The sequence below is a fragment of the Corallococcus sp. AB038B genome (genome assembly GCF_003668955.1).
Lineage (GTDB): Bacteria > Myxococcota > Myxococcia > Myxococcales > Myxococcaceae > Corallococcus > Corallococcus exiguus.
In genome coordinates this window covers 674,730-698,230 of sequence record NZ_RAWO01000003.1, presented here as the reverse complement: position 1 = coordinate 698,230, position 23,501 = coordinate 674,730, and the positions used below count along the sequence as shown (strand labels likewise).

Sequence of the window (23,501 nt, the reverse complement as noted above, 5' to 3'; positions counted from 1 at the left end):
CCTTCGCGCTACAGCGTCCGCAGGTGGTGGAGGAGCTGCTCCGCCACCGACGATGCGTGGGGCGCGCTCAGCATCGTGTAGTGGTCTCCCGCCACGTCGTACGAAGTCACGGACCCCGTGAGCCACGTGCTCCATGCGGGCTCGTCGGCATCACGCGGTCCCGCGGTGGCCCGGAAGACGAGCGTGTTGCCCGAGTAGCCACCGTCAGGAACGTAGAGGCGCTGGGCTTCGTAGAACCGCGTGTGCATTTCGAAGAGGCGCTCGGCGGCAGCCAGGTCCAGCCCCAGGTTGCTTCCCTTGAGCTGCTCCAGGACGTACGCGAGGCGTTCGCGCGGCTCCATGCGCCGCAGTTGCTCCAGGTCCAGGGACAGGTCCTGCCAGCGCAGGCCGAGCGTCCGCCCGACGAGCGCCAGCAGTCCGAGCGGGTCAGCTTCCGGACGCGGCTGGGGCGTGGGCACGGTGGAGTCCATCAGGGTCAGCAGCTCCACCGTTTCACCGAGGGCCTGGAGCTGACGCGCCATCTCCAGCGCGACGAGCCCGCCGAAGGACCAGCCTCCCAGCAAGTACGGCCCTTGCGGCTGCACGGTGCGCAGCTGGCTCAGGTAGTCGCGCGCCAGTGCCTCGATGGATGCGGGAGGCAGGGCGCCGCCCTCCAGGCCCGACGCGGACAGTCCGTAGACGGGCCGGTCATTGCCCAACTGGCGGACGAGCTCGGAGTAGCCCAGCACGCCGCCGCCTCCGCCGTGGACGAGGAAGAGGGGCCGCTTCTCGTCGGTGCCCGCTTTCAGTCGCACGAGGTTGGCGGGAAGCGGGGTGGTCTCCTGCTGGATCCGACGCGCCAGTTGCTCGACGGTGGCGTGCTGGAAGAGGGCAGCCATGGGAACCAGGTGCCCGGTGTGCACGCGGATGGAGGCGATCAACCGCAGGGCCAACAGGGAGTGACCGCCCAGCTCGAAGAAGTTGTCGGTGATGCTGACGCGAGGCACGCGCAGCACCTCCGCGAAGGACCAGGCCAGCTGCTCCTCCAGGGGCGTGCGGGGCGCGACGTAGCTTCCGGACGCGGAGGTCGCGGACTCGGGCGCGGGGAGGGCCTTGCGGTCGACCTTGCCGTTGGCGGTGAGGGGCAATGCGTCCAGACACACCAGGGTGGAAGGCACCGAGTAGTCGGGCAGCCGCTGCGTGAGGAACGCGCGCAGCTCGGCCACGTCCAGGGTTTCGGGCGCGACGTAGGCGACGAGGCGCTTGTCGCCGGGCACGTCCTCGCGGGCCATGACGACGGCGTTCCGCACCGACGGGTGGGCGAGGAACGCGGCCTCGATCTCCGCCAGTTCGATGCGGAAGCCGCGCACCTTCACCTGTGCATCCGCGCGGCCCAGGAACTCCAGCACGCCGTCCTCACGCCAACGGCCGAGGTCGCCGGTGCGGTAGAGGCGCGCTCCGGGAGTGGAGGAGAACGGGTCGGGGATGAAGCGCTCCGCGGTGAGCGAGGGCTGGCCCACGTAGCCGCGTGCGAGTCCGTCGCCACCGATGAACAGCTCGCCCTGGATGCCCGGAGGAACGGGCTGGCCGGAGGCATCCAGCACGTGCACCTGCGTGTTGCCCAGGGGGCGGCCCAGCGGAGTGGATGCGCCCACCTGGGAGGCATGCGTGAAGCGGTGGCTGGTGGCGAAGACCGTGGTCTCCGTCGGGCCATAGCAGGCAGTGACGGGGGCGTTGAGTTGCTCCAGCACACGACGCACGTGGGACGCGGAGATGACGTCACCCCCCGTGAGCACCTGGCGCAGCGTGCGCAGCGCGGGCAGATGCGTATCCACCAACTGAGTGAAGAAGCCAGAGGTGAGCCACAGCGTCGTCACGCCGTGATGCACCAGCACCTGCTCCAGTTCATGCGGATCCGTCGGAGGATGCGCGGGGAAGATGGCCAGCTTCGCGCCATGCAGCAGCGCGCCCCAGACCTCGAAGGTGGAGGCGTCGAAGGCGAGGGGCGCCATCATCAGCAGCGTCTCGTCAGGCCCGAAGCGTGTGTAGTCGACGCCGAAGAGGGTGCGGAGTACGGCGGAGTGAGGCGTGCCGACACCCTTGGGCCTGCCGGTGGAGCCGGAGGTGAAGTCGATGTACGCGAGGCTCTGGGGCAAAGCGCTTCGTGGAGGCGCATGCGCAGGCAGCGCGTCAAGGGCCACTTCCTCCAGCACCACGGGCAACAGGTGCTCGTGAGGCAGATTCGGCAGGAGCGCACGCGACGTGAGGAGGACGCGCGGCTGAGCATCTTCCACCATCGCGTCCAGACGCGCGCGCGGGTAGGCCGGATCCAGCGGCACGTAGGCCGCGCCCGCCTTGAGGATGGCGACGAGCGAGACGACCAACTCCAGAGAGCGCTCCAGGGCCACGGCCACGCGCGAATCCGTGACCACGCCCAGCGAGCGCAGATGCCACGCAAGCCGATTGGCGCGTTCATCCAACTGCCGGTAGGTGAGGCGCGTATCGCCGAACTCAACGGCGACCTTCTCCGGGAAGCGGGACACCACCTGCTCGAAGACTTCCGGAAGGGTGGAGTCGCGCGGGTATTCGGTCGCTGTCGCGTTCCACTCCACCAACACGCGCTGACGCTCGCCCTCCGTCAGCAGGGACATGGACGCGAGGGGCGCCTCGGGCCGGGCCACGAGCGCTTCCGCCAGCGTGCGGAGGTGCTCCGCCATGCGCGCGGCCGTGCGCGGCTCGAACAGGGCGGTGTTGTAGACCAGCGCTCCCGTGAAGCCCTCGGGTGACTCCACCAGGCTCAACTCCAGGTCGAACTTGGACGTGGTCTCCTCCACGTCCAACGGGCGCAGCGTCAGCTCCTCTCCGGCCGGCGCGGGCGGAGCGCCGTCCCGAGGCGTGAAGAGCACCTGGAACAGCGGCGCGCGGCTCGGGTCTCGCGCGGGCCTCAACGCTTCCACCAATCGCTCGAAGGGCAGGTCCTGGTGGGCATACGCACCCAGCGCCACCTCCTTCACCCGGCGCAGCAACTGCCGGAACGAGCCCCGGCGGTCCACCCGGGCCCGCAGCGCCAGCGTGTTCACGAAGAAGCCGACGAGTCCCTCCAACTCCCCCTGCTCACGGCCCGCGATGGGCGAGCCGACGGCGAAGTCCTCCTGTCCCGAGTACAAGGCCAGCAGGACCTGCCAGAGCGCGAGCAGCGCCATGAACGGCGTGGTGACCTCCTGCTGGCAGAGGGCCTTGAGTCCCCGCGTGGCGGCCTGTGACAGCCGCACGGCCACCTGCGCGCCACGGTAGGTCTGCACGGACGGACGAGGCTTGTCCGTGGGCAGCTCCAGCGCATGCGGCACGCCATCGAGCTGCTGCTTCCACCACCCTAGCTGCTGCTCCAGCACCTCGCCCTGGAGCCACCCCCGTTGCCAGGTCGCGTAGTCCGCGTACTGGAGCGCCAGCGGTGACAGGGGCGACGGCTCACCCTTCGAGAACGCGGCATGGAGCGCCCTCAACTCCTCGACGAGGACGCGGTTGGACCAGCCATCCGAGACGATGTGATGCAGCGTGACGAGCAGCACGTGGCGCCGCGCGGACAGGCGCATCAGGGTGGCGCGCATCAGGGGCGCGCGCGTCAGGTCGAACGGGAGGAGCGCTTCCTCCAGGGCCCGTCGCCGGGCCTCCGCGTCCTGCTCCGCTTCGGGCAGGTGGCTCAGGTCCACCTGGGCCATGGACAGCTCCGCATGCGCGTGCGGGTGCTGGACGGGCTCGCCATCCTCGCGCGCGTGGAACGTGGTGCGCAGGGCTTCATGGCGCTGGACGAGCGCCTGGAGGCCTTGAGCCAGCGCCGACGCATCCAGGGGCCCGTCGAGCCGCAAGGCGGCAGGGACGTTGTAGTGGACGCTCTCCGGGTTGAGTCGGTCGAGGAACCACAGCCGCTGCTGCGCGAAGGACAGCGGCAGCGGGCCGTTGCGGGGAACGGGCACCAGCGGTGGACGCCGTGCGCCCTGCTGAGCACGAGAGGCGGCCTCGATGCGCGAGGCCAGCGCCTCCACGGTGGGGGCTTCGAACAGCGTGCGCAGCGGAAGCTCCGCGCCCGTCTCCGCTCGCACCCGCGACACGACCTGCGTCGCGAGCAACGAGTGCCCACCGAGCGCGAAGAAGTCATCCTTCACGCCGACGCGGGGCACACGCAGCACCTGCGCCCAGATGGCAGCCAGCTTCGCTTCCAGCTCCGTGCGAGGCGCTTCGTACGTGCTGCTGGCCGTCGGCGCTTCCGGTTCCGGCAATGCCTTGCGGTCCACCTTGCCGTTGACGTTGAGCGGCAGTGCCTCCAGCACCACCACCACGCCGGGCACCATGGCCTCCGGCAGCCGCTGACGCAGGTGCGCCTTCAGCGCGTCCACGTCCAGCGTCTTGCCAGACTTCGGCGCCACGTACGCGACGAGCTGCTTCTCCGTGGTCTCGCCCCTCGCCACCACGATGGCTTCCTTCACCGACTCCACCTGTCGCAGCGCCGCTTCGATTTCACCCAGCTCGATGCGGAAGCCGCGCACCTTCACCTGGAAGTCGACGCGGCCCAGGAAGTCGAGCGTGCCGTCCGCAAGCCAGCGCGCCTTGTCGCCCGTACGGTAGAGGCGCTCGCCCTGCGTGGACGCGAAGGGATGGGGGACGAAGCGCTCCGCGGTCAGCTCGGGGCGGTTCAGGTAGCCCCAGGCCAGGCCCTTGCCTCCGACGTACACCTCACCGGCGACGCCCACAGGCACCGGTTGCAGGTTCGCATCCAGCACATACGCGGTGGCGTTCGGGATGGGCCGGCCAATGGACACCGGGCCCTCCACGCGCGCGTCCCGGTTCAGGGGCAGCGTGGTGGAGAAGGTCGTGTTCTCCGTCGGGCCGTAGGCATGAATGACCGTCGCGCCTTCAGGCAGACGGGCCAGGTGGTCGCGCATGCGGGGCCACGGCATCACCTCTCCGCCCGCGAGCACCTGACGCACCTCCGACAGGACTTCGCCCTGGTGCAGGACGAGCTGTTCGAAGAGCGCGGTCGTGAGGAACATCGCCGTCACGCGGTGGCGGCGAATCTGTCCGCTCAGTTCCTCCAGTGACAGGGCATGCGGCGGCGGAAGGACGAGCTTCGCGCCGTGCAGCAGCGCGCCCCAGATTTCGAGCGTGGACGCGTCGAAGGCAACGGGCGCGAACTGAAGCCAGACCTCGTCGGGCCCGAAGCGCATGAACGTACTGCCGAGCACCAGCCGGGTGATGCCCCGGTGCGGCACGCAGACGCCCTTGGGGCGGCCGGTGCTGCCGGAGGTGAACATGATGTACGCCAGGGCCTCGCCGTCCACGCGGAGGTCGGGTGCATGCGTGGGCAACGCGGCGATGACGTCCCGCTGCGCATCCAGCCAGACACGACCACCAGAGGCCGGCAGCAACGGCGCGAACGGCTGGTGGGTCACCGTCACGCGGACGTCCGCGTCCTCCAGCAGGGCCGCGGTGCGCTCCACGGGCGCGTTGCGGTCCACGGGAACGAAGGCCGCGCCCAACTTGAGGATGGCGAGCATCGCCGTCACCAGCTCGAAGGAACGCTCGACGGCGAGTCCGACGCGTGCACCCGGGATGATGCCCTGCGCGCGCAGGTGCCAGGCCAGTTGGTTCGCGCGCGCGTCCAGCTGGGCGTACGTCAGCGAATCATCCCCCAGCACGAGCGCGACCGCGTGAGGCGTGCGCTGTGCCTGCCGGGCGAAGTGGACGTGGACGGGGATGTCCGTGGGGCTGGTGACGGCGGTGTCGTTCCACGCCACGAGGATGCGCTGGCGCTCGTCGCGGGTGAGGAGGGAGAGCTCGCCCAGGGGCTGATCAGGCTTCGTGGCCACGGCCTCCAGCAGCGTGCGCAGATGCTCCACCATCCGGGCGGCGGTGGAGGCTTCGAGCAGGTCCGTGCGGTAGCTGAGCGCGCCCCGCAGGCCCTGCGCGGTCTGCGCCAGGGCCAGGGTGAGGTCGAACTGCGTGGTCTGTTCGGTCTGCTCCAGGGGCAGGAGCCGCACCGGCTCGGAAGCACCAGGTCCGCTCGGCAGCACCAGCGGCTGCGTCGGAGCGTTCTGCAGCGCGAGCACGGCCTGGAAGAGCGGCGAATGGCTCAGGCTGCGCTTGGGCTGAAGCTCCTCCACCAGCTTCTCGAAAGGCGCGTCCTGGTGTTCGTAGGCGGCGAGCGTGGTGGCGCGCACCTGGGCCAGCAGCTGGCGGAAGGTGGCCTTCGGGTCGACGTGCGTGCGCAGCACCAGCGTGTTGACGAAGAAGCCGATGAGCCCCTCCGTGTCCTCGTGCGTGCGGCCTGCGATGGGTGAGCCCACGGAGACATCTTCCTGGCCGCTGTAGCGCGAGAGCAGCGCCTGCCATGCCGCCACCAGGGCCATGAAGAGCGTGACGCCTTCGCGTTGGCACAGCGCCTGGAGGGACTCCGACAGCGCTCCGGGCAACTGCACGGGCACCTGGGAGCCCTGGAGAGAGAGGACGCGCGGACGCGGCTTGTCGGTGGGCAGCTCCAGCAGTGGCGGCGCTCCGGACAGCTGACGGCGCCAGTACGCGAGGTGGTGATCCAGGACCTCGTCCTTCAGCCAGTCGCGCTGCCAGGCCGCGTGGTCCGCGTACTGGACCGGCAGGGGAGACAGCGGCGACGGCTGGCCCGAAACCCGGGCGCCGTACAGCGCGGACAGCTCCCGCACGAGCACGCCCATGGACCAACCGTCGGAGACGATGTGGTGCATGTTCAGCCACAGCACGTGCTCCCCTGCGCCCAGGCGCAACAGCGAGACGCGCAGCAGCGGCCCCCGCTCCAGGTCGAACGGGCGCCGCGCCTCTTCACGCAGCCGCTCGTCCAGCGCTTCGCGGGAGACCTCGCCCAGCTCCACCACCTCCAGGGCGAAAGGCACTTCGGCGAGGATGACCTGGGCGGGCTGGCCCTCCTTCGCGACGAAGACGGTGCGCAGGGATTCGTGGCGGGCGACGAGCGCGGCGAAGGCCTGCTCCAGCGCGGTCACATCCAGCGCGCCCTCCACACGCAGGGCCAGGAAGATGTTGTAGGCGGCGCTGCCCGGCTCCAGCTGATCAAGGAGCCACAGCCGCTGCTGGGCGAAGGACAGGGGCAGCGGGCCCGTGCGGGACACGGGCACGAGAGGCGGCGCGGGAGGCAGGGCCACCACGCCGCGCCTGCGCAGCTCGCGGAGGACCTCCCGGGCCCGATGGTGAGCCTCCGCCCAGGTCAGGACCTGGCCATCGTGCTCGACGGCGACCGCGTCGGGATGGCGCTGGGCCTGTGCCTGGAGGAGCCGGGGCAGGGAAGCATCCTCCGCCGTGGCCGCGCCGGTTTCGCTCCACGAGTGGAGCAGGAGCCCGCGCTCCTCGAGCGTGAGCATGGGCAGCGCGGAGAGGCGGCGCTCCGGTGAGTGGAGGGCGCCGGCCAGCAACGCGCGCAGGTGGCCCACCATGCGGCTGGCGGTCGAAGCGTCGAAGAGGTCGGTGTTGTATTCGAGCAGGCCTTTCAGCCCATCCGCGGTGTCGTTCAGCGCCAGGGTGAGGTCGAACTTCGCGGTGCCGCCCCGGGGCTCCAGCGGCTGGAGCTTGAGGCCCGTGCCCAGCGTCTCCGGCATGGGCGCGTTCTGGTACGCGAGCATCACCTGGAAGAGCGGTGTGCGGCGCGGGTCACGCTCCGGCCGGAGCGCCTCCACCAGCTTCTCGAAGGGCACGTCCTGGTGCGCGTACGCACCCAGGGCCACGTCGCGCACGCGGGCGAGCAGCTCGCGGAAGCTCGGGTCTCCGTCCAGCTTCGTGCGCAGCACCAGCGTGTTGACGAAGAATCCGATGAGCCCTTCCAGCTCCGCCTGGTTCCGGCCGGCGATGGGCGAGCCCACGGAGACGTCCTCCTGGCCGCTGTAGCGCGAGAGCAGCACCTGGAACGCGGCCAGCACCACCATGGAGGGCGTGACGCCTTCGCTCCGGCAGAGCGCCTGCATCGCGTCCGACAGCTCGCGAGGGAACTGGAATGGCACCACCGCGCCACGGAAGGTCTGCGCCGCGGGACGAGGCCGATCCGTGGGCAGCTCCAGGGCCTTCGGCGCGCCGTGGAGTTGCTCGCGCCACCAGCCGAGCTGGGACTCCAGGGCCGCGTCTCGCAACCAGCCTCGCTGCCAGACGGAGAAGTCCGCGTACTGCACGGGCAACGGCTTGAGTTGCGGCGTCCGGCCATCCGCGTGGGCGGCATACAGCGTGGTCAACTCCTGGAGGAGCACGCCCATGGACCAGGCGTCGGAGATGACGTGATGCATGGTCAGCAGCAACAGGTGGTGCTGCGCGCTCATGCGCACCACGAGGACGCGCCAGAGCGGACCGGCTTCCAGGTCGAAGACCTGCCGTGCCTCGTCGTCGAGGATGGCGCTGAACTCGCGCTCGGCATCCGGCAGCGTGCTCAGGTCCATCCAGCCCGCGGGCAGCGTGGGGGACGCGCTGATGACCTGGACGGGGCCGGATGCCTCTTCACGGAAGGTGGTGCGCAGGGATTCGTGGCGCTGGGACAGCTCTCGCAGGCCTCGTGCGAGCGCGGGCACATCAAGGGTGCCTTCGAGCCGCATGACGAAGGGGAGGTTGTACGCGGTGCTCGCGGGCTCCAGCTTCGCGAAGAACCACAGCCGCTGCTGGGCGAAGGACAGGGGCAGGCCTCCGTCGCGCGGCACCGGCTTGAGCGTGGGCACGGCCAGGGTAGGGAGCACCGGGCCCTGGGACTCCAGTCGACGCGCGATGGCTTCCACGGTGGGGGCCGCGAAGAAGTTCGCGATGGACAGCTCCGCCTGGAGCGCACGCCGGATGCGCGAGAGGATCTGCGTGGCGCTCAGTGAGTTGCCGCCCAGGTCGAAGAAGTTGTCCTCGGCGCCGACCGTGCCCGTCTGGAGAACCTCTTCCCAGAGCGTGGCGAGCAACCGCTCCGTGTCCGTGCGCGGCGGGCGCGTCCGTGCGCGAGTCTGGAAGGTGGAGGGAGCGGGGAGGGCCTTGCGGTCCACCTTGCCGTTGGAGTTGAGGGGCAGGGCATCCAGCCGACCCATGGCCGAGGGCACCATGTAGTCGGGCAGGCGCTGCTTGAGGAACGCGCGCAGCTCGGCCACGTCCAGGGACTCAGGAGCGACGACGTAGGCGACGAGACGCTTGTCGCCGGGCACGTCCTCGCGGGCGATGACGACGGCCTCGCGCACCTCGGGATGGGCGCGCAGGGAGGCTTCGATTTCGGGCAGTTCGATGCGGAAGCCGCGCACCTTCACTTGTGCGTCCGCGCGGCCCAGGAACTCCAGCACTCCGTCCTCACGCCAGCGGCCGAGGTCACCGGTGCGGTAGAGGCGCGCGCCGGGAGTGGAGGAGAACGGGTCGGGAAGGAAGCGCTCCGCGGTGAGCGAAGGCTGGCCCACGTAGCCGCGTGCGAGTCCGTCGCCACCGATGAACAGCTCGCCCTGGACGCCCGGGGGAACGGGCTGGCCGGAAGCATCCAGCACGTACACCTGCATGTTGCTGTGCGGACGGCCCAGCGGGACGGAGGCGCCCACCTGCGAGACATGCGTGAAGCGGTGGCTGGTGGCGAAGACGGTGGTCTCCGTGGGGCCATAGAACGCGCTGACGGGGACGCCCAGTTGCTCCAGCACACGACGCACGTGGGACGCGGAGATGACGTCACCCCCCGTGAGCACCTGGCGCAGGGAGCGCAGCGCGGGCAGGTGTGAATCCACCAGCTGGGTGAAGAAGCCAATGGTGAGCCACAGCGTCGTCACGCCGTGGTGCACCAGCACCTGCTCCAGTTCATGCGGATCCGTTGGAGGGTGCGCGGGGAAGACGGCCAGCTTTGCCCCATGCAGCAGCGCGCCCCAGACCTCGAAGGTGGAGGCGTCGAAGGCGAGGGGCGCCATCATCAGCAGCGTCTCGTCGGGCCCGAAGCGTGCGTAGTCGACGCCGAAGAGGGTGCGGAGCACGGCGGAGTGAGGCGTGCCGACACCCTTGGGCCTGCCGGTGGAGCCGGAGGTGAAGTCGATGTACGCGAGGCTCTGGGGCAAAGCGCTTCGTGGAGGTGCATGCGCGGGCAGCGCGTCGAGGAACACTTCCTCCAGCACCACGGGCAACAGGCCTTCGTGGGGCAGGTTCGACAGGAGCGCGCGAGAGGTGACGAGGACGCGAGGCCGTGCGTCCTCCACCATCGCGGCCAGACGCGCGCGTGGGTAGGCCGGATCCAGCGGCACGTAGGCCGCGCCCGCCTTGAGGATGGCGACAAGCGAGACGACCAGCTCCAGCGAGCGCTCCTGGGCCACGGCCACACGCGAATCCGTGACCACGCCCAGCGAGCGCAGATGCCACGCAAGCCGATTGGCGCGTTCATCCAGCTGCCGGTAGGTGAGGCGCGTCTCGCCGAACTCAACGGCGACCTTCTCCGGGAAGCGGGACACCACCTGCTCGAAGACTTCCGGAAGGGTGGAGTCGCGCGGGTACTCGGTCGCCGTCGCGTTCCATTCCACCAGCACCCGCTGGCGCAGCTCCGCCGTGAAGGGCATCACGGTGTCGCGTGGCTGCGCGACGGCGCGGGCCTCCCACTCGCGCGCGACGTCCTCCAGCGGAACCGTGGGCGCGGGCCGTGCACGGGCCTCCTGTGGCTTGTTCGGTGCCGGGACCGGCTGCCCCTTGCCCGCGAGCGCCTCGTCGATGAGACGGGCCACGGCGTCCAGCGTGGGAGTCTCGAACAGGCGCCGGAGGGGCAACTCCACCGAGAAGGCCTGACGGATTCGGCTGAGCGCCTGTGTGGCCAGCAGCGAATGGCCGCCCAGGTCGAAGAAGTGATCATTCGCCCCGACGCGCGTCACGCCGAGCAATTCCTGCCACAGCCCCGCCAGGCGCTGTTCGGTGGGCGTGCGAGGCGCCACGTACTCCCGAGAATCACCCCCCGCCATGTCCGGAGCCGGCAGCGCCTTGCGGTCCACCTTGCCGTTGGTCGTGAGCGGGAGCGTGGCCAGCACCACCACGGCCGACGGCACCATGTACTCGGGCAGGGCGTCCTTGAGGGCCGCCCGCAGCGCGCTGCCGTTGGAGTCAACGCCGTCGCGAAGCACGACGTAGCCGACCAGCCGCTTGCCGCCGGGCCCGTCCTCGCGTGCCACCACCACCGCGTCCCGCACGGGCGGCAGCTTCGCCAGCGCGGTCTCCACCTCACCCAGCTCGATGCGGAAGCCACGCACCTTCACCTGCGCGTCCGCGCGGCCCACGAACTCCAGCGTGCCGTCCTCGCGCCAGCGCACCACGTCGCCCGTGCGGTACAGCCGCGCCCCGGCCTCACCGGAGAAGGCATCCGGCACGAAGCGCTCGGCCGTCAGCGCGGCCCTGCCCGCGTAGCCTCGCGCCACGCCCACGCCGCCCAGGTGCAGCTCGCCCTTCACGCCCACGGGCACGAGCCCGCCCCGGGCATCCAGCACGTACGCGCGCACGTTGGCCAGCGGCCTGCCGATGGACGGCACGCGTCCGTCCGCCGTGCACTCGGTGAGCGTGGCCATGACGGTGGCTTCCGTGGGGCCGTACGTGTTGATGAACACGCGGCCCGGAGCCCACCGCGCCACCACCTCCGGAGGCAGTGCCTCACCGCCCGAGATGACGGTCCGCAGTGCGGGCAGTCCTTCCGGGGCCGTGGCCGCGAGCGTCGCGGGCGTGAGGCTGATGACCGTCAGGGCCTCGTCGCGCAGCAGCTTGCGCAGCGGCTCGCCGGGCATCAGGTCTTCCAGCGGTGCCAGCACCAACGTGGCCCCGCTGCACAGCGTGGTGAAGATCTCCTCCACCGACAGGTCGAACGAGAGGCTGGCGAACTGGAGGACGCGGCTGCCCGCACCGATGCCGTAGGCCGTGGCCTCATGCGCGACCAGGTTGCACACGCCACGGTGCTCGATGGCGGTCCCCTTGGGCATGCCCGTGCTGCCAGAGGTGTAGAGCACGTAAGCGAGATTCCGGGGCCCCACGCCGGAGGCCGGAGCCAGCACGCTCTCCCTCGCGAGCCCATCCCGCTCCACGTCGAGGCACAGCGCACGGGAGCGCGCTCCCTCCGGGAATCGCTCCAACAGCGGAGCCTGCGTCACCAGCACGGAGGCGCCGCTGTCCTCCAACATGAAGGCCAACCGCTCCCGAGGCAGCATCGGATCCACGGGCACCCACGCACCGCCCGCCTTGAGGATGCCAAGCAATCCCACGGCGACGTCCAGCGAGCGCTCCACGCTCAAGGCCACCCGGGCCTCCGGTCCCACGCCCCGGCGGCGCAGCGCATGCGCGAGCTGGTTCGCGCGAGCATCCAGCTGCGCGTACGTGAGCGCCTGTCCCAGGAACCGCACGGCCACGGCCTCGGGCGTCCGCTGCGCCTGCGCTTCGAAGAGCGCGTGCAGGCAACAGTCCTCCGGGAAGGGCGCGGCTTCACCGGCCCACTCGCGCTGGACCCGCGTCGCTTCGGCCGAGTCCATCAAGGGCAGCTCGGAGACGCGCCGGCCCGGATCCGCGACCACGCCTTCCAGCAGCGTGCGCAGGTGCGCGAGCAGCCGCTGGATGGAACCGGGGTCGAAGAGGTCCGTGTTGTACTCCGCCGTGAGGCGCATGCCCTGCGGCACCTCCATGGCGATGAGCGACAGGTCCGTCTTGCTGGTGCGGTTGTCCACCGGCTGCGCGTCCAGGACGAGCCCCGGCAATCGCAGCGGCGGCAGGGGCGCGTTCTGCATCGTCAGCGCCACCTGGAAGAGGGGATTCACGCTCAGCTGGCGCTCCGGCTTTAGCGCGTCCACCAGCTTCTCGAAGGGCACGTCCTGGTGCGCGTAGGACTCCAGCGTCGTCTCGCGCACGCGGCCGAGCAGCTCGCGGAAGGACGGCTGTCCGGACAGGTCCGTGCGGAAGGCCAGGTAGTTGGTGAACAGGCCGATGAGTCCTTCCAGCTCCGCGCGGCCACGGCCGGCCACGGAGGTACCCACCACCACGTCCTGCTGGCCGCTGTAGCGCGACAGCAGCACCTGGAAGCCCGCGAGCAGCACGCCGAAGAGCGTGTTGCCCTCCGCGAGCGCGAGCGCCTTCAGCGACTCCACGAGCGCGACGGGCAGCACCGCGTTGATGCGCGCGCCGCGCCCGGAGAGGACCGCGGGGCGGGGCCTGTCGGTGGGCAGCTCCAGCACCGCGTCCGGGTCCAACCGCTCGCGCCAGAAGCCCAGGTGCGACTCCAGCACGTCACCGCGCAGGAACTCACGCTGCCAGGCCGCATAGTCGGCGTACTGCATGGGCAGCGGGGCCAGCGGTGACGGCTTGCCCTCCGCGAGCGCCGGGTACAGCGCGCTCAGCTCGCGCACCAGCACGCCCATGGACCAACCGTCCGTGATGATGTGGTGCAGCTTGAGCAGCAGCACGTGCTCCAGCGCTTCCAGCCGGTACAGCACGGTCCGCAGCAGCGGTCCCTTCTCCAGGTCGAACGGCTGGCGCGCCTCGTCGGTGATCAGCCGCGTGGCCTCGGCCTCACGCTCCGACGCGGGCAGCGACTGGAGGTCCACCAGGGGCAGCGCGAGCTCCAACGCGGGCGCGATGTGTTGCAGCGGCCGGCCGTCCTGTTCGACGAAGGTGGTGCGCAGCGGCGCGTGACGCCGCACCAGCGTCTGGAGGCTGGCGTGCAGCACGTCCACGTCCAGCACGCCGGAGAACCGCACGCGGACCGGGATGTTGAAGGCAGCGCTGCCAGGGCTCAGCCGGTCCTGGAACCACATGCGCTCCTGGCTGAAGGACACCGGTGCATGCGTGGGCCGGACCTTGCCGCGCAGCAGCTCCGCCAACCGCGCGCGCTTCTGCTCCGGGGTCATCCCCGCGCCGTTACCTTCTGTTTCAAATGTCCTCATGTTTCGAGAATAACTGGTCAGCGAGGGGTACTGGGTGAAACTGACCCTCGGCGATATTCCCGATTATTTTCGACGCAGCGCACTCGACAGAAAGCGTCGTGCGGGTGGGGAGACGAGGCCTCGGAGCGGGGCATTTTGCCCCGGGCCTTCAGTCATCCCGTAAAACAACAAATGTATCGATTTGGGACGGCCCTGGTGCCGGGCCGTCCCAAGGGTCCGCGTTACTTCTTGCCGGCCGGTGTGCCCGTTCCAGGCGCGGGAGTCGCGGGAGGCGCACCCGGTCCGGGAACCGGCTCGGTGCCGGGCGGAGGCGGCTGGCCGTGGGGGACGATGGTCTCCTTCGGGCCGGATTCGAGCTCCGACTTGACCAGCTTGAAGTCCACGCGCCGGTTCTTTGCGCGGCCGAGCGCCGTGTCGTTGGTGGCGATAGGCCGGTCGAACCCGAAGCCCTGCGACGTGAGGCGCTTGCGGTCGATGCCCTTCTTCGTCAGGTACTCGAGCACCGACTTCGCGCGCCGGTTGGACAGGTCCACGTTGAGCGCACGCGAGCCCTTGTTGTCCGTGTGCCCTTCAATCTGCACGGGCCCCAGCGTCGGGTTCTTGGCGAGCACCGTCGCCACCTCATCCAGCAGCGGGTACGACTGCTTCTGGATGACCGCGGAACCCGTCTCGAAGAGGATGTTGCCCTTGATGCGGATGCGGTCCGACTCCACCACCACGTAGGGCGGAGCGTCGTACGGGCAGCCGTTGTTCTCGGGCGGACCGGCGACGTCGGGGCAGTCGTCCTCACCGTCCGGAATCTCGTCGAAGTCCGTGTCCGGGCAGCCGTCGAAGTCCTTCAGGCCGGGCACCAGGGGGCACTTGTCCAGCGGGTCGATGACGCCGTCGCCGTCGGTGTCCTTGTCCGGCTCCACCGGGCAGCCCTTGTTCTCCTTGGGGCCGGGCTTGTTGGGGCACATGTCGTCGCCGTCCGCCACGCCGTCGCCGTCGTTGTCCGGATCCGGGCAGCCGTCGAAGTCCTCGAAGTCGTCCTTGTCCTCGGGCTGCGTGGGGCAGCGGTCGCGCACGTCGGGCACGCCGTCGCCGTCGGAGTCCGGGCCCTCGTCCTTGAAGGTCTTGTCGTAGCGCACCGCGAACATGACCCGCAGGGCCTCACGGCCGTAGCCGGTGGTGACGTTGAGGCCGCGGCCCACGTCCAGCTCCACGCCCCAGTCGCCCCACACCTTCGCGCGGGCGCCCACCAGCAGCTCCCACGGAGACTTGAGCGAATCCGCCTGGTCGAAGTTGAAGGGGCGCGCCAGCGGCGTGCGCAGGTGCATTTCCGCGGTGGCCTTCACCTCGCGCAGCCGGCTGATGTCCGGCAGGTCCACGATGCCGCCCGCGCCCAGCGTCAGCTCGTCGTCCACGCGCAGGTTGAGGTACTGCGCCGCGGGGCGCAGCAGCACGCCCGCGTTGCCGAGCACGCGCACGGGCCCCAGCTTCTTCTCGATGGCCAGGCGCGGGGCGAACACCACGCCGCTCTCACCCGTGAAGCTCTGCGCGCTGCCGGTGGGCAGCCGCACCTCCGCCACCAGCGCGAGCCCCAACGGGAAGCGGTCCGGATTCAACAGGCTCACGCGCGGCAGCACGCGGATGTCGCCCAGCGTGGTGCCGCTGACGCCCGCGGCGCCGGGGAAGTCCGGCGCATTCAGCGCGTCGCCCAAGAGCGAGAAGTTGTCGCCCTGGATGAGCGTGACGGGCAGGTCCACGCCCAGCTCCAACCGCTCCAGCAACTGGTAGGAGAACAGCAGGTGCGCGTCCAGCCGGTACGGCAGCAGGTTCCCCAGCTTCTCGTCGCCCAGCTTCAACGCGAGGATGCGCCAGTTGAAGTCGAAGAGCAGAGCGCCCCGGTAGCTGCCCACCGGTTCGACGGTGGCGCCTTCCAGGCCGATGCCGCTGGACTGCGCGGCCGTCGGTTTCACCGGGACGGCGTCGAAGCCTCGGGAGAAGGGGTCTGGTTGAGCGTGGGCCGCTGCCGTGGTGAGCAGCAGGCCCAGGAGCGCGAGTCGCAGGGCCGCGCCGCACGCGGACCGGCTCCACGAAGGTTCGGAGTCGGGGCATTGCATCCTGAGGCTCTTAGCACCCACCTCCCCCCGCCGGAAGAAAACCCACCCTCGCGGTGTGAGCTACAGCCCCATGCCATTTATACAAACCCCGATCATCTCGGATCCGCCGTGTGTCTTGTTGCATACGACACATTTCACGCGGGACCTCTGGGTTCCCGGCGCGCGTGACGCTGTGCGAGCAGCGAGAAGAAGGGCCATGAAACGCTGGCTCCTGTGGGGATGTGTCCTGGTGGCGGGCTGTGGCACCCGCGAGGCGAACGTGCGGCGCGACGCACTGCCCGCCGTGTCCGCGAACACGGTCGTCTTCGAAGGCAGCTGTGACGCGTCCGGCGCGGTGGAGCTGGGCCAGGGCCTGTTCGTGGTGGCGGACGACGAGGACAACATCCTGCGCGTCTACGATGCGCGGAAGGGAGGCCGTCCGCTGCGCACGGTGGACCTGTCGCCGTCGCTCGATTTGCCGGTGAAGAAGAAGCCACCGGAGACGGACATCGAAGCGGGCTCGCGGCTGGGCAACCTGGCCTTCTGGCTCACGTCGCACGGCCGCAACAGCTCCGGCAAGAAGCAGCCCGCGCGCCTGCGCTTCTTCGCCACCGGTGTGGAAGACCCCGAGCACGTGCAACTCGTAGGGCAGCCGTACACGCAGCTGTTGGAGGACCTGCTCGCGGACGCCCGGCTCGCGCCGTACGGGCTCGCGCAGGCGGAGCCGCTGCCGCCCAAGGAGCCGGGTGGGCTCAACATCGAAGGCATGACGGCGATGCTGGACGCGCCCGGGATGCTGATTGGTTTCCGCAGCCCGCTGACGCAAGGCAAGGCGCTGGTGGTGCCGCTCTTGAACCCGGAGGCGGTGGTGCGCGACGGCGCGACCGCGCGCTTCGGTGAGCCCCGGCTGCTGGAGCTGGGTGGGCTGGGCATCCGCTCGCTGTCGTCGTGGCGGGGGCGCTACCTCATCATGGCGGGGGCCACCGCCTCCGAGGCGAAGTCGCGCCTGTTCACCTGGAAGGGCGGAGACGACGCGCCGGTGCCGCTGACGTCGGTGGACCTGTCCGGCGTGAACCCGGAGGCGTTCTTCACGCCCGACACGTCGGAGGACATCCTGCTGCTCAGCGACGACGGCACCGTGCAGGTGGACGGCGTGGAGTGCAAGCGCCAGAAGGATCCGGCGCTCAAGCGCTTCCGCGGCATGTGGACGGCGTTGCCGGAAAGCCCCTGAGCGCCGGAAGGCGCGCGGACGTCAGCGCTCCATGAACCCAGACGCCGGGACAATCTGCACGGCGTCCGGACGCACCGGCAGCTTCTGCTGGATGATGAGTTCATCCAGCTTGAGCAGCTCCGGCGGCTTGGGCGACGCGTAGGTGATGGGCGACGGCGCGCCGGACTTCAGCTTCTCCGCCAGCCCCTGCGCATCCTCCGTGACGTACACGAGCGCCAGCTTCTCCGGTGCCAGCTGCCGTTTGACGGCGGCCTGCACGGACTCCGGCGTCATCGTCGTCAGCGCGGAGCGGTAGGCGTTCAGGAAGTCAGGCGTGCCGTAGTAGAGCGAGTCGATGGCGAAGCCCAGCCGCCGCTGGTCGGTCTGCTCCCACAGGCGCGTGTAGCCCTGGAGGAAGCCGCGCACCAGGTTGAAGCGCTCCGGGGTGAGCGGCTCCTTCGACATGCGCTCCAGGAAGAACACCGCGCCGCGCGTGGCGAACACGCCGTTGGCGGGCACCACGGGGCGCAGCCAGATGGACACGTCCTGCTGGGTGCGCACCAGGTTGGTGCGGTTGAAGGTGCCGTTGCCCCGGTCCTCGATGAAGTGCTCGGCGTAGGCGTAGTCGCCGTAGTTGAGGCCGCGCTGCTCGCGAAGCTCGTTGAAGAGCACGCCGATGAACTGGCGGTGCTCGCCCAGGTTCGACAGCGCGAACGCCACCGGGAAGAAGTCCGGGTCACCCCGGCGCATCGGCGTGACGAAGCCCATGCTCACGGCGGTGGAGAGCGTGGGCTTCTGGAGGATGAGCGTGCGCCCCGCGGAGGACTTCACGGTGGGCAACTCCACCCGGGGCGCGCCCTTGGCGGGCAGCGCGCTCAGGCGCGAAGTCATCGTCTGCTGGAGGTTCGCGTCCACCGGGCCCGCGAGCCCGATGACGAGCCGGTCCTGCGTGAAGACGCGGCGCGCGTGCGCCTTCACGTCCTCCAGCGTGAGGGACTGGAGCCCCTGCACGGTGCCGCCGGTGTAGTGGGCGTACGGGTGCCCCGCGTAGATGAGCGCGTCCAGGCCCACCTTGCCGAGCGTCTCGTCGTCCTCGCTGCGCAGGCCGTTGCGCACGGCATTGAGCGCGTTGGCGCGCAGGCGCTCGAACTCCGCGGGGTCGAAGCGCGGCTGGAGCAGCGTGTCCGTGAAGAGCAGCAGGAACGCGGGCAGGAAGTCCTGGTGGACGCGGCCGGAGAGGGTGGTCATCTCCTTGTCGGTGAAGACCTTGAGCTCGGCGGCCATGGGGTAGAGCGCTTCCAGCAGCTGCGCGGCGGTGAGCCGCTGCGTGCCGCCCTCCGCCATCAGCTTCGCGGTGAGGGCGGTGAGGCCCTCCTTGCCCTTCGGGTCGTCGATGGAGCCCGTGTGGAAGACGAGCCGCAGGCTGACGATGGGCGTGTCCGCACGGGCCTGCACCACGAGGTGCATCGGCGGCGGCTCATTCAGCGGCACCGCGGGCACGGAGCCCGGTTCGGGAGTCGGCGTGGGCGTCGGAGTCGGGGGCGGTTCCTCGGGAGGCTTGTGGTGGGCGCAGCCGGCGAGGGACAGCGCGGCGGCCAGGACGAGCGACACGATGGCGCGGGTCTTCATCACGGCGTCCCTCCGGCGGCGACGGCCTTGGGGGTGAGGGTGAGGACGGTGAGGTTCTTGTCCTCGAGGTACTTCCTCGCGAACAGGGTGATCTGCTGGGGCGTCACGCTGCCCAGCTGCTTCAGATAGCTGGCGAGCGCGTCAGGGCGGCCCATCACGCCCGCGTAGAGGGCCAGGTCGATGGCCACGTCGCGCGGCGTCTCCAGGTCCATCAGCAGGCCGTAGCGCAGGTGGTCCTGGATGGCCTTCAATCGCACGCCGTCCACCGGGGCGCCGGCCACGGCCGTCACCTCGCGGCGCAGCACGGCGTCCACGTCGGCGCGGAACTTCTCGTCCTGCAAGGTGGCGTCGATGGGGAACAGGTACGGGTCGCGGTGGGGCGTGGTGTAGACGTTCAGCGACTCGACGTACTGCTTCTCCAGCACCAGCTCCTTGTACGCGGGGCTGGTGTCGCCCACGAGGTACTCGGCGAGGATGGTCTGGATGGCGGCGTCGGCCGTGTCCGCGCGCGCGGCGGGCGTGTGCCACGCGAGCACGTGGCGAGGCTGCGTGGGCTGCGGCCAGTCCACGTGGACGGTGCGCTGACTCGTCTGCGGGGGCTCGGTGGGGATGATGACGCTGGTGGGCTGGCGCTGCCATCCGCCGTAGGCCTTGGTCACCTGCGAGACGACCTGCGCATCGTTGAAGTCACCCACGATGAAGAGGGTGGTGTTGGCGGGCGTGTACCAGCGCTCGAAGAACGAGCGGCTGTACGCGTACGCCTTCGGCATCGCCTGGATGTCCTCGTAGAAGCCGAGCGTGGTGTGTTGGTACGTGTGGCGGGTGAAGGCCGTCTTCGCCAGGGCCTCCTCCAGCTTGAGGTCCGGGCCCGCGGCGTTCTTGTGGTACTCGCCCAGGACGGCGAGCGCCTCCGTCTGGAAGGCCGGCTCGGAGTACTCCAGGTTCTGGAAGCGGTCGGCCTCCAGCGCGATGAGCTTCTCCAGGCCGGCGGTGGGGCCGTACACCTGGTACACGGTGATGTCGTCGGTGGTGAACGCGTTGTCGTCGAAGCCGAAGCCGCCGAGGATGCGCTCGCGCTGGCCCTCCGGGTTCGCCTTCGTCCCCTTGAACATCATGTGTTCGAAGAAGTGGGCGAAGCCGGTGCGGCCGGGCTCCACCTCGTTGCGCGAACCCACGCGCACGGCGGTGACGTACGCGACGATGCCGGGAGAGTTGAACGGCACGCGCACCACGGTGAGCCCGTTGGGCAGGCGCGTGGTGTTCAGCGTGTAGGGGAAGAAACGGGAGGCGTCTGGAGGCTGCTGCGCGGACGCCGGCAGCGCCGGCATCATCAGGAGCAGCAGCAGGAGGGGCAACAGGCGGCGCATGCGCGGACCCTTTCGGTGCTGGGAACGCGCGGGACGTTACGCCGGAGGTAGGCCCGGAGTGGGTGGCTTTCTGACGGCGCATGTCACCTGCGCGCCAGAGCCCTGCCTCACAGGGTGATGACGATCTTCCCGAAGTGGCCGCCGGACTCCATGTACTGGAGCGCTTCGCGAGCCTGGTCGAAGGGGAAGACGCGGTCGATGACGGGCCGGGTCTGCTCCTGCGACATGGCCTTGAGCATGTCCTCGAACATCTCGCGGCTGCCCACGTAGGTGCTGACGACGCGCAGGTGTTTGGCGCTGGTGGCGGTGGTGTCCGGCTTGCCGGGGGCGCCGGTGAGCAGACCGATGAGCGCGATGTGGCCGCCCTCCTTGGTGGCCGCGATGGAGCGGGGCAGCGTGCCCGCGCCACCGACCTCCAGCACGTGGTCCACGCCCTGGTTGCCGGTGAGGGTGAGCACCTCCTGTTCCCAGTCCGGCGTCTGGCGGTAGTTGATGAGCCACTGCGCGCCCAGCTGCTTCGCGCGCTGGAGCTTGTCATCCTGGCTGGAGGTGATGAGGACGCGGGCCCCGAGGATGCGGGCGAACTGGAGGGCGAAGATGGACACGCCGCCGGTGCCCTGCGCGAGCACGGTCTGCCCACGCTTGAGGCCACCCTGGGGGACAAGCGCGTTCCAGGCGGTGACGGCGGCGCAGGGGAGGGTGGCGCCCTCCTCGTAGGAGAGCCAGTCCGGGAGGAGCACCAGCCCTTCGGCGTCCACGCAGACGTATTCAGCGAGGACGCCGGGGACGCTACCGCCGAGCGCGTGGGCGACCTTCTCCGGAGTGCGTTCGCCGTCGGTCCAGACCTGGAAGAAGGTGGGGGCGACGCGGTCGCCGGCCTTCACTCGGGTGACGCCAGAGCCCACGGAGACGACCTGGCCGGCGCCGTCCGAGCAGGGGATGAGAGGGAGCTTGAGGCCGGGGTAGGTGCCGCGGGCGATGATGAGGTCGCGGTAGTTGAGGGAGACGGCGTGGATGCGGACGAGCGCCTGGCCGGGGCCCGGCTGGGGCTGGGGCGTCTCCACGAGGGTCCAACTGGAGGAGCCGGTGGGGGTGTGGAGCTCGTACGCCTGCATGGGGGACTCCGGAAGGAAGGGGCTGCCTGAGGGGCAGGCAGGGGAGGGAATGTCGCAGGAGTGACCGCCGCGGCTTCAGGAGGATTGACGGAGGGCGTTCAGCGGTTAATGTAGGACGGGTGCGGAGCTGCTGGGGCCGCATGACGTACATCGAACCGGGGGCGACCTGGCTTCGACGGGGGCAATGACGTTCGAGACGCGTGCCGAGCTTGTTGGGTGCTCGTAAAACTGCCGACAACATCACAAAAGCCAACGACAACGTTGAGCTCGCGCTGGCTGCCTAATTAGCAGTCTTTAGTGCGCGGTCCCCCTGCTCTCGGTCCGTGGGGTGGGGATGGGCCGTCATAATGCGGACTGGTCGCCAAGGGTGCCTGGGCCCGAGGTGACGAGATCTTTCCAGGACCGGCATCAGGTATCCCGTCCGTGGGAGCCCTGGTGACGTAGCAAATCGCGGACTACGCACGTAGGGTCGAAGAGCCGACGGCTTTCGGACGAGGGTTCGATTCCCTCCGCCTCCACAGTGAAAGAGCCTGGCAATCCAGTACGGGTTGCCAGGCTTTTTCTTTGGCTGCGTTTCCGCATGGGCCCTCAGCGGTGAGCGTCAATGTAGTTGTCGCGTGAAAGGGTTCAGCCGATGCGCTTTAGTTCCTGCACTTCCTGTGAGGGGTTGAGGCGCACGCTGAAGCACGCGCTGCCGGCCGCGGCATGCCTTCGCGGCCCTGCGTGCCGAGACGACGGGACAGCCTGTGCTCTCCCGCTCGAAGGCGATGCCGTACTTGCAGGTGCGGATCCCCACCCCGAGCTTGAAGTGCACGAGCAAAGGGAGACGGGCGATGGAGATCAAACCCCAGGCCATGGCGATACCCAGGTCGACGGACCACCTCGAGAAGGGAAAGTACGGTCCCATCTTCCCGAAGACCCCCGCCTGTTATGGCTTCACGATCGTCGCCAACGTCAAGCCAGGGCGCGCCGATACGCTGCGCGGCTACGGCCAGAGTCTGGCCGAAGCGCTCAAGGGCGCCCCTGACCTTCTCGCACCGCTCAAGCTCCACTACCTCCGCTGGGTGCTCTTCGATGACGACACCCGGTTCATGTATCAGGGCATCTTCGATACCGACTTCGACAAATACACCGAGGACGCGGTCGTTCTCTTCACGAAGTCAGGCATCAATACCGCCTTCGAGAACCTCGAGGGGTTTCCCCTGGACTGGAAGACCAACGCGCCTGCGTTCGTCAAGTTCCTCCGGGACCATCAGTGCACCAGCTTTCTCGAATACGGCGAGTATCCGTACTTCACGAGCGATGAGATCAAGAAGGCCCTGAAGCTCAAGGCCTCGTTCACCGAGATGCTCGAGCAGATGCAGTAGGGACCTGTCATGAGCGAGCCATCCGGGCGGACCTACAACCAGAACCACGCGCCGAGGAAATACTCGAGGAGCCATCGGCGGGTCAGCGTCTACACGTCCTGGAGCTACCCCGGAGAAGCCAATCGCAACCCCGCCGAGATGGACAATCGGTTCTCGACGATGACCGAGGTCCGCCGGGTGCTCTGGCCCAACTATGAGTCCCCGCAGTGGGCGGATCCGCGGAGGTTCCAGCAGGGAATCGCGGGCTCCCTGGAGCTCTTCTTCTGGGCGTGGGTGAGGTTCCAGCAGGTCATCGAAGAGGTCACCGGGCACAAGGTGCCCATGTTCCAGCGGGTCGACCAGGCGGGCTTCCCCCTGCCGCTCGACGAGCGGGTCCTCGCGGATGCGGACACGCTGCTCGTCTTCGGGCTGGACCACGATGTCACCGAACAGGTGGCCGCCCCGGAGGAGATAGAAGCGGTCCGCGCATTCCTCGAGCGCGAAGGCACCTGTCTGGTGATGGGCCCGCACCACGACGTCGGGCACTCACCGGACCTGGACACGCGCGGCTGGCTTACCGGGGTCCAGAACTTCAACTTCCACATGCACCTGCCGCACTACGCAGTCACCCAGGAGGATTCCCGTTCGGCTCGCGTCCTGGCGAAGCAGCCCATCGACCGGACCCGGCCCCATCCGTTCACGAACGCGGGAAACACCGAGTTCAATGCGCTGGTGTGGATGCCGCCGGGCGACGGCAGGGCCGGCGATGTCCTGGTGGCTGATTCCACCATCTTCAGCACCTTGTTCGGGGCGGACGAGAGCCTCGTGCGCTTCTGGAAGAACCTCGCCACGGCCCATTGA

At 69.4% G+C, this 23,501-nt stretch carries 8 protein-coding genes and 1 other RNA gene; 4 read left to right on the top strand and 5 right to left on the bottom strand.

What is annotated here, in order from left to right; genetic code table 11:
- Window positions 1–8 precede the first annotated feature (8 nt).
- Window positions 9–13,853: a non-ribosomal peptide synthetase gene (locus tag D7Y04_RS19005; protein ID WP_158627554.1), complete on the bottom strand. Its 13,845-nt coding sequence runs from the start codon at window positions 13,851–13,853 to the stop codon at window positions 9–11.
- A 257-nt stretch (window positions 13,854–14,110) separates the two neighbouring features.
- Window positions 14,111–15,994, bottom strand: a complete 1,884-nt coding sequence (locus D7Y04_RS19000; protein WP_121760223.1) for an OmpA family protein — start codon at window positions 15,992–15,994, stop codon at window positions 14,111–14,113.
- Window positions 15,995–16,190: 196 nt separating this feature from the next.
- On the opposite strand from D7Y04_RS19000, the gene D7Y04_RS18995 reads away from it, so the two are divergent.
- Window positions 16,191–17,204, top strand: a complete 1,014-nt coding sequence (locus D7Y04_RS18995; RefSeq protein WP_121760222.1) for a DUF3616 domain-containing protein — start codon at window positions 16,191–16,193, stop codon at window positions 17,202–17,204.
- A gap of 21 nt (window positions 17,205–17,225) precedes the next feature.
- On the opposite strand, the gene D7Y04_RS18990 is transcribed toward D7Y04_RS18995, so the two are convergent.
- From D7Y04_RS18990 to D7Y04_RS18980, 3 genes are all read right to left on the bottom strand, one after another.
- Window positions 17,226–18,812, bottom strand: a complete 1,587-nt coding sequence (locus D7Y04_RS18990) for a pitrilysin family protein (RefSeq protein WP_120596757.1) — start codon at window positions 18,810–18,812, stop codon at window positions 17,226–17,228.
- The gene (locus D7Y04_RS18985) at window positions 18,812–20,179 is read right to left on the bottom strand and encodes a pitrilysin family protein (RefSeq protein ID WP_120575756.1); all 1,368 of its coding nucleotides are present in this window, start codon (window positions 20,177–20,179) and stop codon (window positions 18,812–18,814) included. Before D7Y04_RS18985 ends, D7Y04_RS18990 begins: the two co-directional genes overlap by 1 nt.
- A 107-nt stretch (window positions 20,180–20,286) precedes the next feature.
- Window positions 20,287–21,294 (bottom strand): NAD(P)-dependent alcohol dehydrogenase, encoded by a 1,008-nt coding sequence (locus tag D7Y04_RS18980; protein WP_121760221.1) that lies wholly within the window; start codon window positions 21,292–21,294, stop codon window positions 20,287–20,289.
- A gap of 157 nt (window positions 21,295–21,451) precedes the next feature.
- Between D7Y04_RS18980 and ssrA the strand changes: the two genes are divergently transcribed.
- The 3 genes from ssrA to D7Y04_RS18965 all read left to right on the top strand — a co-directional run bounded on the left by ssrA (window position 21,452) and on the right by D7Y04_RS18965 (window position 23,501).
- Window positions 21,452–21,815, top strand: a transfer-messenger RNA (tmRNA) gene (gene ssrA / locus D7Y04_RS18975).
- Window positions 21,816–22,127: 312 nt separating this feature from the next.
- Window positions 22,128–22,661 (top strand): hypothetical protein, encoded by a 534-nt coding sequence (locus D7Y04_RS18970; RefSeq protein ID WP_120579509.1) that lies wholly within the window; start codon window positions 22,128–22,130, stop codon window positions 22,659–22,661.
- A 9-nt stretch (window positions 22,662–22,670) separates the two neighbouring features.
- Window positions 22,671–23,501, top strand: coding sequence for a hypothetical protein (locus D7Y04_RS18965; protein ID WP_171813212.1), 831 nt, complete (start codon window positions 22,671–22,673; stop codon window positions 23,499–23,501).